Source organism: Vibrio sp. A37 (assembly GCF_059777565.1).
The window spans coordinates 30,514-43,691 of record NZ_JBLNLI010000021.1; the positions used below are offsets into that span (position 1 = coordinate 30,514).

The following is a 13,178-nucleotide window of genomic DNA, read 5'->3' on the forward strand; positions in this document are numbered from 1 at the left end:
GCAAAAGGTTGTCAGGCTGCGGTCTTGATAGCCATTAAATAGTTACGAAAATGTTACTTTGATCTTGTAAATCAATGAAATAGTGGTAACAAAGATGCGTGTAAAATATAAGCTCCGATAACGGTAAAGATAATACCGCACAAGGTGTCGATATAAACACCCATGGTGCTCAAACGCTTTTGTAGTCGTTCAGTAGACAGTGTCCATGCAAGAAATGAAAACCATAGTAGCGAGAGGCTCCACAAGATGAGTACAGCAAAGGCTTTGCCAGACGTTGGCATACTTGCAGGTACCAATGTGGACATAAGGCTAACAAAAAATACTAACGCTTTTGGATTCAGAATATTGGTAGCAAAGCCTTTTGAAAAGGCTTGTCGTTTGTTGTGCAGCACAACAGAAGGTTTCGCAGTCTCTGACTGGTTTTTGCTCTTGCGCAGAACATTGGTGATGATAGCTTTTAGTGCGCCATACCCTAGGTAGAGCAAATAACTCCCCCCTGCAAACTGTAATATCGAAAACATTAGTGGGTGTTCATGCACTAAATAGCTCACACCAGTGATGCTGAGTAGTGATTGGATAAAGATGCCAAACGACAATCCGAGAGCAATGTAAAGTCCGGTTTGTCTGCCGTATTTTGTGGCATTCTGTACCACGAGAGCAAAGTCTGGCCCCGGGCTCATCAGTGCGACAAAGTGGACGCCAGCTAACGTCAGGAGTATGGCTGCTTCATTCATTCAAATTTTCCTTAAAAGTTGTGATTGAATGTCACAATGCCATGGATGAAGCGCTTGCGATTGTAAATTATCGACAGTCTATCGGCTAAGCGCTCAAAAATGGAAAGGCGTTAGCGTCGCGAAGATACTTGGGACGGGGTGATACCAAAGCTAGATTTAAACGATTTAGTAAAATGGGCTTGATCGTAGAAACCAACTTGCAGAGCGACTTCCGTACCATTCATGCCTGATTTTAGCAGTTGCAAGCTTTTCTCTAGGCGCAGTCGACTTAACCAAGCATAGGGCGTAAGCCCCATCTGTGCTTTAAATCGCCGCTGAAATTGGGTTTCGCTTAGTTGGCACATGGTAGATAAATCTTCCAGTCGAATGACTTGGTCAAGATTTTCCATCAGATACTCTTTGAGCTTTCCGATATATTGTCGGCCCAACAGAATTTCGTTCGACTCTTCAATGCAACCATAGCGATGGAACAATTGGCTAAAACCTTCGTACGGTGCACAATCCATGGCCAATTGGCTAATATCTTGTCGCTTTAAAATATGGTGCAGCTGTGTGAGTTGGGAGAAGATGTTTGAGTCTGAAATGATGAGCTCTTGAAAATGAATCAGTTTGTTGGCAGAGGTAATATCAGCCAATTGACTTAACCAGCTTGGGTTGATAGCAAATACTTGCACGTCGTAACCTGAGTCTAGCCACGATTGCCCATCATGAATCTCATCGGGAGGCATAATAACAAGTTGTCCAGAGCCAACATGATGACGACTGCCATTATGTTGGAAAACTTGCTGGCCACCAGTAATAAGACCGATATGAAAATCTAAGTGATAATGCTGCTGAAACGAAAACTGTTTATAGCTAGCTTCAATCAGATTGATCGCATCAAATGCGGTGGAGTGATAGTGGATATCATCTGCCATTAAAAAAGGTAAGCTGGTTGAATTATCGCCAAGCTTACCTTTTGTTCAGAGTGTTGTCTTGTAAATTTATGCCGCCGTGGTGAGTTTCTTCTTGCTAAATCGAATTCCGTCGAAGCTGAAGATAACCAGAGCACTCCAGATAAAGATAAAAGTAACGGCTTTGGCGAGAGTGAAAGTTTCGCCATAAGCCAACACGGCGAGTAAAAACATAAAGCTAGGGCCTATATATTGGAAGAAACCTAGCGTTGAAAGCTTAAGTCTGGTTGCGGCGGCATTGAACGACAAGAACGGTAATGTAGTGACGATGCCAGCTGATACTAATAAAATATTCAAAGTTGCAGTGTTGTTCATCATGTCGGAAGTTGCACTATGAGCAAAACCCAGCATGTAGATAGCAGCAAAAGGCAGTAACATTAGCATTTCTATGAAAAGTCCAGTTTGTGCTTCTAAGCTGACTTTCTTACGCAGCAGTGCATAAAAGCCGAAGGTAAAAGCAAGACCAATTGCAACAACGGGCACACGACCAAAAGCCACCACTTGGATAAATACCCCTATCGTCGCAAGAAGCACAGCAAACCACTGCAGCTTTCTTAGTCTTTCGCCTAAAAAGAGCATGCCAAATATGACATTCAGTAAGGGATTTATATAGTAACCTAAACTTGCATCAAGCATGTGATCGGAGTTTATCGCCCAAATGAATATCAGCCAGTTGCTGGCTAAAAATACTGATGAGCCAACAATATACAAGGCTGTCTTTGATGTCAGAACATTTTTTACACTCTGCCATTTACCACTAAAGTGAACCAGTGCAGTTAGGATAATAAAAGACCAAATGACACGGTGGCACAAGATTTCCAAAGCAGGAACTTGCTGGATAGCCTTAAAGTAGATGGGAGCAATACCCCACATGGTATAGCCAGCAACGGCATAAAATATACCTTGTTTAGCGCGTTGTTGTTTGTCGTTGTTCATCACATTTTCCTGTAGGGGATGGCATGGACAGGATGTGCAGTATACGAGCGCTATCGTGATTCACCTAGCAATTTGCAGTTTTATTCCCAGTGAATCCCTACTACAATGTGCCCGACGCCTTCTATTTATCTTCTCTATTCCAATAATTCATTGAGAGAGTTCATGACCTCACTAGCTATTTCTCAACCATCGGATGGTTACCCAACACCGCAATCTATATTAGAAGATGTTTTTGGTTATCAAACCTTTCGGGATGGGCAAAGTGATGTGATTGAATCTGCTATCACGGGCAAAGATAGCTTAGTCATTATGCCGACAGGTGGTGGTAAGTCTCTTTGCTATCAGATTCCCGCTCTGGTTTTACAAGGGTTAACACTGGTGATATCGCCACTGATCTCTTTAATGAAAGACCAAGTTGACCAGCTTAAGGCAAGTGGGGTTAAGGCGGAATGTATTAACTCAACGCTTAGTAGGCAAGAGCTAGTTGATATTTACTCTCGAATGCATGCGGGGGACGTTAAACTCATCTACGTTTCTCCTGAGCGTGTATTAATGCCAGATTTTATTGAGCGTTTACATCATTTACCGTTGAGCTTAATTGCTGTCGATGAGGCGCATTGTATTTCTCAATGGGGGCATGACTTTCGCCCAGAATATGCAGCCTTGGGGCAGCTAAAGAAATACTTTGAAGGTACGCCTGTGATGGCGCTAACCGCTACCGCTGACGACGCGACTCGCACTGATATTACCCATCGACTTCAACTTGATGAGCCGCTTGTTCATTTGGGTAGCTTTGACCGAGCCAATATCCGTTATAGCTTGGTTGAAAAGCATAAGCCAGTAAGCCAAGTTGTCCGCTATTTGGCAACACAAAAAGGGCAGTGTGGGATTATTTATTGTGGCAGTCGCAAAAAAGTTGAGATGCTGACTGAGAAGCTGAAAAATAATCACCTAAGAGTTGCTGGTTACCACGCTGGGATGGAAGTCGAAGAACGGAAACTGGTGCAAGAAGCGTTTCAAAAAGATGATATTCAAATCGTCGTCGCAACAGTTGCCTTTGGTATGGGTATAAATAAGCCCAATGTACGTTTTGTGGTGCATTTTGATATTCCACGCAATGTCGAGTCTTATTATCAAGAAACCGGTAGAGCTGGGCGAGATGGTTTGCCAGCAGAAGCGTTAATGCTCTTTGACCCCGCTGACATCAATTGGCTTAGACGAATGCTGGATGAAAAGGAAGAAAGCGGTCAAAAGCGGGTAGAGGTTAACAAGCTGACAGCGATGGATGCCTTTGCCCAAGCGCAAACTTGTCGAAGACAAGTACTCCTTAATTATTTTGGTGAATACCGAGAAAAACCCTGTGGCAACTGTGATATTTGCTTAGATCCGCCAAAGCGTTTTGATGCCACTGTAGAGGCGCAAAAAGCGCTGTCATGTGTGTATCGTGTTGGCCAGAATTTTGGTATCGGTTATGTCGTGGAAGTGATGCGCGGTATGCAAAATATTCGCATCCGAGAAAACAAGCACGATCAGCTATCAACCTACGGTATTGGCAAAGAGCATAGCCACGATTACTGGGTAAGTATTTTCCGGCAGCTGATTCACAAAGGTTTGCTCAATCAAAATATTACTCGAAACTCCACGTTGCAATTAACAGAAGAAGCGCGCCCCTTATTGCGTGGAGAAATGGAAATCGAGCTTGCGGTGCCTCGACTCGATACGGCAACAAAAGCAACCAAGCAAGATAAACTATCGAGTAAAAACTACGACAAGAAGCTGTTCGCCATGCTGCGCAAACTGCGTAAATCCATCGCTGATGAAGATGGTTTGCCCCCTTATGTGGTGTTTAGTGATGCAACTTTGGTTGATATGGCGGAGATACTGCCAACTTCTTATGGAGAGATGCTGGCAGTGAATGGCGTTGGGCAAGTTAAGCTCGAAAAGTACGCCGATCCTTTTTTAGACGTGATTCAGGAATATTTAACGCATTATGGATAATTCGAAATATCAGTTTGGCTTAGCAGAGTATCTACCGGAGTCGAGCCGTATTATTCTACAAACTCCTTCTTTTGATTATGATAGTTTTCCGCAGATGGGCGAGCATTTGGTTGCGTTACTTTCCGCAACTGTAGTCGAAAAACAATCTGACGCTGATGTACACTCTTGGTTGATAGACTTTGAAGATTGTCAGTTATTTTTGAAGGCGGAACACTACAGTGAAGCGGTTTGGTTAGAGGCCTTGTCGGTTTCCGATAGTAAAGAAGAGCTAGAGTTTCTTGCTCGCTTGTTACGCCGAGGGATATAAGCTTGCGGCATATGTTGGTTGATGTATAATCAACGGCCATTTTTAATCAAAGCCACATTCATCGAATTTGTGCGTTATTTGGGTTCCCTCACCCCAAATCAAGTAAAAAGGTACGACATGAGTCAATTTACTCCTGTGCAGCAGCGCAAAGCACTCAACTATTTAGTTGTGTTTCACTTGATTATCATTGCATCCAGTAACTATCTGGTCCAATTGCCCTTTACTATTTTTGGTTTGCACACCACTTGGGGTGCCTTTACCTTCCCATTTATTTTTTTGGCAACAGACTTAACTGTGCGGATTTTTGGGGCCCCACTGGCAAGAAAAATCATCTTTTTAGTTATGTTACCTGCATTGGCAGTATCGTATTTCTTGTCGGTGATATTTTTCCATGGCCAGTTCCAAGGTCTTCAGCCATTGTCTGAATTCAATTTGTTTGTTGCTAGAATAGCCATTGCTAGCTTCATGGCGTATCTGCTCGGGCAGATTTTAGATGTGCATGTATTTAACCGTCTGCGTCAGTCAAAAAGCTGGTGGGTTGCACCGACTTGCTCGACGATTATTGGTAACGCGTTAGATACTCTATCGTTTTTCACCATTGCTTTTTATAACAGCCCAGATGCGTTTATGGCTCAGCATTGGAAAGAAATTGCGATGGTGGATTATGGCTTTAAGTTGATTATCAGCCTCGGACTGTTCGTGCCTATGTATGGTGTGTTATTGAATTATCTGGTGAGAAAGCTGACGGCGATTAACCCTGACTTTAAAATGGTCGGAGCATCAAGAAGCTAAAATATCAACGCCACGAAGTGCTGAATTAAATGCCCCAATGTGAAAACGTTGGGGCATTGTTATTTTTTATCGCAGTACTATTCGGCGTGGATTATCAGCGGCCAGCCTAAATCAGATTGGCGATTGGCTTCAATTTCCAGCTCTGCACTTGTTAGGGGGTTCTTGTTCAACCACACAGATGGGATTGAAAGGGTAAGAGTGTCTTGTTGGTTTTCCAAGTGAAACTCTGGTTCCAGTGTAGGGTTTCTGCGGTGAGTCAACAATACGGCTATACGCAGCAACCTCAGAGCCCGAATACCATTATTCGTTGAAATTGCATGCTGCTCTGGCATAGGTGTTAACTGATCGCGATAGCGTTGAACGATATCAGCTAAAAGTCGTTTTTGTGCTCGAGTAAAGCCTGGCAGATCGAGGTTTCTCAACAGATAAGCTCCGTGTTCACCACCTTTTTTGAAATCGATAGATAGACCAAGCTCATGTAGCTTGGCCGCAGCCGTCATCAAAGCTCTACCTTGTGGCTCAGATATCCAATTTTCACCACACTGCTCGGATAGGCGCTGTGCAACATTGGCCACTTGCTTTGCGTATTTAGCATCGATCTGAAAGCGAGATTGAATGCTGTTGATAGTGCGGGCTCTAATATCATTGCAGCGCAGATCGTCTGCCATATCATAAACCAAGCCTTCGCGCAGGGCTCCGCCAGCTAGTGTCATGGAGTCGATAGCAAAAAGTTCAAAGACTGCAATCAGTATCGATAATCCACTTGGAAAAACCAGCGCTCTCTCAAAGGTTAGACCTTCAATATCAAGTTCTTCTAGGTGGTCGGCAAGCATAGCTTGTTTTTGCAGACGTTTAAGCTTTTTCAGCGTAATCAGTTCATCCATACCTTGAGCAAGCATGATTTCTTGGATAGCTTGAACAGTGCCACTTGCACCAACACAAGCATCCCAACCGATATCTTTGTAGTTATCTAATATTGGTTTAATAGCTTTCTTTGCAGCATTAATGGCGCTTTCAAAGTTGGCGGCGTTTAGCTGTCTATCTTTGAAGAAATTTTCTAGCCAAGTTACACAGCCCATTTTCAAGCTAGTTAATGCCTTGGCTTCAAAACCTTCACCGATAATGAGCTCGGTACTTGCACCCCCAATATCCACCACGAGCCTGCGCCCTTGGCCACCGGAAGTATGAGCAACACCTTTATAGATGGTTTCCGCCTCTTCCTCACCGGAGATAACTTCTATGTCTTTGCCCAATATTTTGCTGGCTTTGTCTAAGAAGATATCAATATTGGTTGCCGTTCTAAGCGTGGCTGTACCTACAATACGAATGTTTTCACTTGAAATATCTTGTAGACGCTCGGCGAACAGGCTCAGGCAATCCCAACCTCTTTGCATAGCCTCAATACTAAGTTCGTTTTCTTCATTGAGGCCAGCGGCGAGTCTAACTTTACGCTTGATTTTCGCAATGGTTTGGATGCTGCCATGCACATGCCTAACCACAAGCATGTGAAAGCTGTTCGAGCCCAAATCAATTGCAGCATACAGCGGAGAAGAGACAACGTTACTCATAAATAGACGACTAATCCTTGTTTTGTCTTGGTTGGCGTGGTCGACGGTTATTCGACTTTTTGTTTCCAGAGCGCGTACCGCCAGTATTGGTACGGCGTGATTGATTGTTGCGTGAGCGCATACGGATCGGCGCTGGTAGATCCTCAATCAATGCTGTTGGGTCGTAGTCGGAAACTGGAATCACGTGCTCAATATACTCTTCGATTGACGGCAAGTTAATCGCGTATTCTTCACAGGCAAAGCTTATAGAGTGACCGCTTGCGCCTGCACGCCCAGTACGACCGATTCGGTGTACATAGTCTTCACAATCGTCAGGAAGGTCGTAGTTAAAGACGTGTGTCACTTGTGGAATGTGTAGTCCACGAGCAGCAACATCAGTGGCCACTAAGATGTCGACTTCACCACGAGTAAACTGATCGAGAATTTTTTCGCGTTTTTTCTGGGGCACATCACCCGTTAGCAGTCCAACACGCAGTTTATCTGCGGCTAAATGACCCCAAATGAGTTCACATTTCTGTTTTGTGTTGGCAAAAACAATCGCGCGATCTGGCCAGTCTTCCTCGATTAGCGTTTGCAGTAGCGCCATTTTGTGCTGGTTGGAAGGATAGAAAAGCTCTTCTTGGATGCGGTGACCAGTTTTTTGCTCTGGTTCAACAACAATGTGCTCTGGGTTATGCATGTGCTCAAACGCCAGCTCTTGCACGCGATAAGACAAAGTTGCAGAGAACAACATGTTCAAGCGTTCTTTTGGCTCTGGCATACGTCTAAATAGGAAGCGGATGTCTTTGATAAAGCCTAAATCGAACATACGATCGGCTTCATCCAATACAACGGCTTCAATATGGTTAAGGCTAAATACACGTTGCTTATAAAAGTCGATAATGCGGCCTGTTGTACCGATAAGAACGTCTACGCCGTTTTCTAAATTTGCGAGCTGTTTATCGTAACTTTCGCCGCCATAAGCTAGGGCAGTCTTGATTCCAGTGCTTTCAACGAGTGGCATCGCGTCTTTATGGATCTGAATTGCCAATTCACGTGTCGGCGCCATGATGATTGCACGTGGCTGAGTACGGTTGCTTTCTTCCTTGGTATTATTTAGCAAGTGGTTGAAGGTTGCAGTAAGAAACGCGAGCGTTTTACCTGTGCCTGTTTGGGCTTGGCCTGCAATGTCTTGGCCGGCGAGCAGTACCGGCAACGCTAAGGCTTGGATCGGGGTACAAAATTCGAACCCTTTTTTCTCCAATCCTTCAACAACTTGGGTGTTTAATCCCAAATCAGCGAACTTTTGCTCTGTGATATGCGTCTTTTTCATCTCTATAGAATATCAGCTTAAGCTTGCAATACGAAAGTAAATACATTCCAATAGGGCATCTATTTACTGCTTATAAACCAAACAACCTTGTTATTTTTACCATAATAGCTATCGTTAGGTCGTTTGATATACTAAAGCTAGACCAAGAAAATACATTGGAGTCGAAGATGAGCGATAAGATTTTGCAGCTGACCGATGCGGGTTTTGAAGACGATGTCATCAAAGCTGCAGGCCCTGTTCTTGTTGACTTTTGGGCAGAGTGGTGTGGCCCTTGTAAGATGATTGCACCAATACTGGATGAAATTTCTGATGAGTATGAAGGTAAACTTACCATCGGCAAATTAAATATCGATCAAAATGCCGAGACGCCACCAAAGTATGGCATTCGTGGCATTCCTACTTTATTGCTATTTAAGGATGGCGAAGTTGCGGCAACTAAAGTTGGTGCACTTTCTAAAACTCAGCTAAAAGAGTTTTTAGACGCAAACCTTTAAGTCGTTTAAAAAAACCGTGCAGCTCAAATTGCACGGTTTTATTTTTGAACTACAACAAAACCTAGACTAGTCTGTAAATTAGTGATAGTTTATCGCACGTTAAATAAACAAGCGTTCACTTCTTGGTCAATCCATAGACCAAATTCCATCTTAACTTAACCAACAGATCTTATTTTGACTAAACAAGCATCCACCACAATGAATCTAACAGAACTGAAAAACAGAGCTGTATCCGATCTTGTAAAACTGGGCGAAAGCCTAGGACTAGAAAACCTCGCTCGTCTTAGAAAGCAAGACATTATCTTTTCTATTTTAAAAGCGCATGCGAAAAGTGGAGAGGACATTTTCGGCGACGGTGTTTTAGAAATTCTTCAAGATGGTTTTGGGTTTTTACGTAGTGCGGACAGCTCCTATCTAGCTGGGCCGGATGATATCTATGTATCGCCAAGCCAAATTCGCCGCTTTAACCTACGTACAGGTGATTCTATAGCTGGTAAGATTCGCCCACCTAAAGATGGTGAGCGTTACTTCGCGCTATTGAAAGTCAATACAGTTAACGATGACAAACCAGACAACGCACGTAATAAGATTCTGTTTGAAAACTTAACTCCGCTGCATGCCAACGAAAGAATGGTGATGGAGCGTGGTAATGGTTCAACAGAAGATATTACGGCTCGAGTTTTGGATTTGGCTTCGCCAATTGGTAAAGGTCAGCGTGGATTGATTGTAGCTCCGCCAAAAGCGGGTAAAACAATGTTGCTGCAGAATATTGCACAAAGCATTGCGCATAATCATCCAGAATGTGAGTTGATGGTATTGCTTATCGACGAACGTCCAGAAGAAGTAACGGAAATGCAACGCCTAGTTAAAGGCGAAGTTGTCGCATCTACATTTGATGAGCCAGCTTCTCGTCACGTACAAGTTGCAGAAATGGTCATCGAAAAAGCAAAACGCTTAGTTGAGCATAAAAAAGATGTGGTTATTTTACTCGACTCTATTACTCGTTTAGCTCGTGCCTACAACACGGTAGTACCTTCGTCAGGCAAGGTATTGACTGGTGGTGTAGATGCCAATGCACTGCATCGTCCAAAACGTTTCTTCGGTGCTGCACGTAACGTAGAAGAAGGTGGTAGCTTGACTATCATCGCAACAGCATTGGTTGATACTGGCTCGAAAATGGATGAAGTTATCTACGAAGAGTTTAAAGGTACAGGTAACATGGAACTGCACCTAAATCGTAAGATTGCTGAAAAACGTGTTTTCCCAGCGATTGATTTCAACCGCTCTGGTACTCGTCGTGAAGAGCTGCTAACTAAGCCAGATGAGTTACAGAAAATGTGGATACTTCGTAAAATCGTCCATCCAATGGGCGAAATCGATGCGATGGAATTCTTAATTGATAAATTGGCAATGACCAAGACAAACGACGAATTCTTTGATGCAATGCGCAGACAATAGTCGTTAGAAAGAATTTTAAGGGCGCTATCTCGTTATGAGGTAGCGCTTTTTTGTTTTTGGACGTTTGTTATTCAGTGTGAGTCACAGTAAAACACTCGCCGCTCAAGCAGAGTTTGTTATACTGCGCTCAGTTTTTGCTATGAATGAAAGGCCTATGAGTTTTAAGGATTTACGAGATTTTATCGACTTGTTGGAAAAACAAGGTCAACTCAAACGTATAACTCATCCTGTCGATCCTCACTATGAGATGACGGAAATTAGTGATCGCACTTTAAGAGCGAAAGGTCCTGCTTTACTGTTCGAAAACCCCATTGGTTATACTATCCCTGTTCTAACCAACTTGTTTGGTACTCCTGAGCGGGTTGCACTTGGTATGGGAAGAGACGATGTTCTCGATCTTCGAGAGGTAGGTAAATTACTCGCATATCTTAAAGAACCAGAGCCGCCAAAGGGATTTAAAGACGCAATTGATAAACTGCCAGTATTTAAGCAAGTTTTAAATATGCCTGCCAAGAGACTTCGTAAAGCTGCCTGCCAAGATATTGTGTGGCAGGGGGATGAGGTTGATTTGGACAAGATACCCGTAATGAGCTGTTGGGCTGATGATGTTGCACCACTTCTTACTTGGGGGCTTACCATCACCAAAGGCCCACACAAGAAAAGGCAAAACTTGGGCATTTATCGTCAGCAAAAGCTTGGCAAAAACAAAGTGATCATGCGTTGGCTCGCACATCGCGGGGGGGCTTTAGACCTTAAAGATTGGATGGAAACTAACCCTGGAGAACCGTTTCCCGTCTCGGTCGCTTATGGCGCAGACCCTGCGACTATACTCGGCGCAGTAACACCAGTACCAGATACTTTGTCGGAATATGCATTTGCAGGTTTACTACGAGGTAGTAAAACAGAAGTGGTTAAATCGGTAAGCAACGATTTGGAAGTACCTGCAAGTGCTGAAATCGTGATGGAAGGATATATCGATCCAGAAGAGTTCGCCGATGAAGGGCCTTATGGTGATCACACCGGTTACTACAACGAGAAAGAAAGACACCATGTGTTTACCATCACTCACATCACGATGCGCAAAGACCCAATTTATCACAGCACGTATACAGGGCGTCCACCAGATGAACCCGCAGTATTAGGCGTTGCGCTGAATGAAGTGTTTGTTCCGATATTACAAAAGCAATTTCCAGAAATTGTCGACTTTTACCTCCCACCAGAAGGTTGCTCTTATCGTATGGCCGTTGTCACGATGAAAAAGCAATATCCTGGTCATGCTAAGAGAGTGATGATGGGAGTTTGGTCTTTCTTGCGTCAGTTCATGTATACCAAGTTTGTGATTGTCTGTGATGAAGACGTCAATGCGCGTGATTGGAATGATGTTATTTGGGCGATTACAACTCGCATGGATCCTGCTCGAGATACCGTCACGATCGATAATACTCCGATCGATTCCCTCGACTTTGCATCGCCAGTTATCGGTCTAGGTTCTAAAATGGGATTAGATGCGACCAATAAGATGCCGGGTGAAACTCAGAGAGAGTGGGGTATCCCAATTAAGAAAGACCCTGAATTAGTCGCTCGAGTCGACAAAATCTGGCAGGAGCTAGATATTGTATAAATGCGACAGCTCAACAGTCTTCATTTATATTGATAATTAAGAAAGAGAAGTAAAAAGGTAGGCGTTCCTTGCCAAAATGTATCGCTTGCCATTGCTTACTAGATCGTAAGCCCGAGGAAAGAAATGTCTATAAAGTGCAAAGTAAAGTCTATCCAACAATTAGCTTGTAATACTTATCAGATATTGCTGCACCCAGAAACTCCGGTGGAGTTCAAGGCGGGGCAATATTTGATGGTGGAAATGAGTGAAAAGGATAAGCGACCATTTTCTATTGCAAGCAGCCCTTGTCGCCATCAAGGTGAATTGGAGCTGCATATCGGTGCTTTCGAGCACAACATTTACGCCATTGAAGTGGTGGAAAAGATGAAACAAGCTATGGCAGACAATAGCGATATCATTATAGATGCGCCACACGGCGAAGCTTGGGTTCGTGAGGAAAGTGAGCATCCTCTTCTATTGATTGCCGGTGGAACAGGTTTTAGTTATGTAAGGTCGATACTTGATCACTGCATCAGTCAAAATAAGGAAAACCCTATATATCTTTATTGGGGTGCAAAAAACCAGACACAGCTTTATGCAATAGAAGAGTTAAAAGAGATTTCTGCGCATCATAGCAATGTTCATTTCATACCAGTCATCGAAGATATAAACAATGAATGGGCTGGTAAAGTCGGTAATGTACTGCAAGCCATAAACGAGGACTTTGAATCTTTAAGCGGATTCGATATCTATATTGCAGGTCGCTTTGAAATGGCGGGTGCAGCAAGAGAGTTGTTCACTCAGAACAAGCAAGCGAATAGTGATCGTATGTACGCAGACGCGTTTGCATTCATTTAGTTATAAAACGAGCTCTTTTTGTTGGTTGGTATGCTGTTTTGATGGAACTATCGCCAGTTAAAATTTATTTATTAAATTTCTTCAAAAAGAGCTTGCGCTTCTAATCTATCTCCCTATAATGCCCCCTCGCTGACACGGGATGGCTTCAAACAAGCCAAGCGCCCAGTT

12 protein-coding genes are annotated in these 13,178 nt (G+C 43.5%); 7 read left to right on the top strand and 5 right to left on the bottom strand.

The features are described 5' to 3' along the window. Positions 1 to 71: 71 nt before the first annotated feature. The 3 genes from ACM2FC_RS20990 to rarD form a co-directional block, all read right to left on the bottom strand. Positions 72 to 734 (bottom strand): LysE family translocator, encoded by a 663-nt coding sequence (locus ACM2FC_RS20990; protein WP_498483010.1) that lies wholly within the window; start codon positions 732 to 734, stop codon positions 72 to 74. Between the two features lie 110 nt (positions 735 to 844). Then, positions 845 to 1,651, bottom strand: coding sequence for a helix-turn-helix domain-containing protein (locus tag ACM2FC_RS20995; protein ID WP_498483011.1), 807 nt, complete (start codon positions 1,649 to 1,651; stop codon positions 845 to 847). 66 nt (positions 1,652 to 1,717) lie between these two features. Further along, the gene (rarD, locus tag ACM2FC_RS21000; protein WP_498483012.1) at positions 1,718 to 2,623 is read right to left on the bottom strand and encodes an EamA family transporter RarD; all 906 of its coding nucleotides are present in this window, start codon (positions 2,621 to 2,623) and stop codon (positions 1,718 to 1,720) included. Positions 2,624 to 2,785: 162 nt separating this feature from the next. On the opposite strand from rarD, the gene recQ reads away from it, so the two are divergent. The 3 genes from recQ to ACM2FC_RS21015 all read left to right on the top strand — a co-directional run bounded on the left by recQ (position 2,786) and on the right by ACM2FC_RS21015 (position 5,720). After that, positions 2,786 to 4,621 carry an ATP-dependent DNA helicase RecQ gene (gene recQ / locus ACM2FC_RS21005; protein ID WP_498483013.1) on the top strand — a complete coding sequence of 612 codons (1,836 nt, stop codon included), beginning with the start codon at positions 2,786 to 2,788 and terminating at the stop codon, positions 4,619 to 4,621. Beyond that, positions 4,614 to 4,928 carry a DUF3630 family protein gene (locus ACM2FC_RS21010; RefSeq protein WP_498483014.1) on the top strand — a complete coding sequence of 105 codons (315 nt, stop codon included), beginning with the start codon at positions 4,614 to 4,616 and terminating at the stop codon, positions 4,926 to 4,928. Before recQ ends, ACM2FC_RS21010 begins: the two co-directional genes overlap by 8 nt. Before the next feature lie 117 nt (positions 4,929 to 5,045). Then, entirely contained in the window at positions 5,046 to 5,720 is a 675-nt protein-coding gene (locus ACM2FC_RS21015; protein WP_498483015.1) for a 7-cyano-7-deazaguanine/7-aminomethyl-7-deazaguanine transporter, read from the top strand. Positions 5,721 to 5,797: 77 nt separating this feature from the next. On the opposite strand, the gene gppA is transcribed toward ACM2FC_RS21015, so the two are convergent. Both gppA and rhlB read right to left on the bottom strand, forming a co-directional pair. Next, a complete protein-coding gene (gene gppA / locus ACM2FC_RS21020; protein ID WP_498483016.1) occupies positions 5,798 to 7,288 on the bottom strand; it encodes a guanosine-5'-triphosphate,3'-diphosphate diphosphatase in 1,491 nt (496 codons plus the stop codon). Positions 7,289 to 7,298: 10 nt separating this feature from the next. Next, positions 7,299 to 8,600: an ATP-dependent RNA helicase RhlB gene (gene rhlB, locus ACM2FC_RS21025; RefSeq protein WP_498483017.1), complete on the bottom strand. Its 1,302-nt coding sequence runs from the start codon at positions 8,598 to 8,600 to the stop codon at positions 7,299 to 7,301. A gap of 167 nt (positions 8,601 to 8,767) precedes the next feature. On the opposite strand from rhlB, the gene trxA reads away from it, so the two are divergent. From trxA to fre, 4 genes are all read left to right on the top strand, one after another. Beyond that, entirely contained in the window at positions 8,768 to 9,094 is a 327-nt protein-coding gene (gene trxA / locus ACM2FC_RS21030; protein WP_237363510.1) for a thioredoxin TrxA, read from the top strand. Positions 9,095 to 9,292: 198 nt separating this feature from the next. Then, the gene (gene rho, locus ACM2FC_RS21035; RefSeq protein WP_237363511.1) at positions 9,293 to 10,552 is read left to right on the top strand and encodes a transcription termination factor Rho; all 1,260 of its coding nucleotides are present in this window, start codon (positions 9,293 to 9,295) and stop codon (positions 10,550 to 10,552) included. Positions 10,553 to 10,706: 154 nt separating this feature from the next. Next, complete coding sequence (ubiD, locus tag ACM2FC_RS21040; protein ID WP_498483018.1) at positions 10,707 to 12,173, top strand: 4-hydroxy-3-polyprenylbenzoate decarboxylase; 1,467 nt, start codon at positions 10,707 to 10,709, stop codon at positions 12,171 to 12,173. Positions 12,174 to 12,296: 123 nt separating this feature from the next. Further along, positions 12,297 to 13,010 carry an NAD(P)H-flavin reductase gene (fre, locus tag ACM2FC_RS21045; RefSeq protein WP_498483019.1) on the top strand — a complete coding sequence of 238 codons (714 nt, stop codon included), beginning with the start codon at positions 12,297 to 12,299 and terminating at the stop codon, positions 13,008 to 13,010. Positions 13,011 to 13,178: the final 168 nt, after the last annotated feature.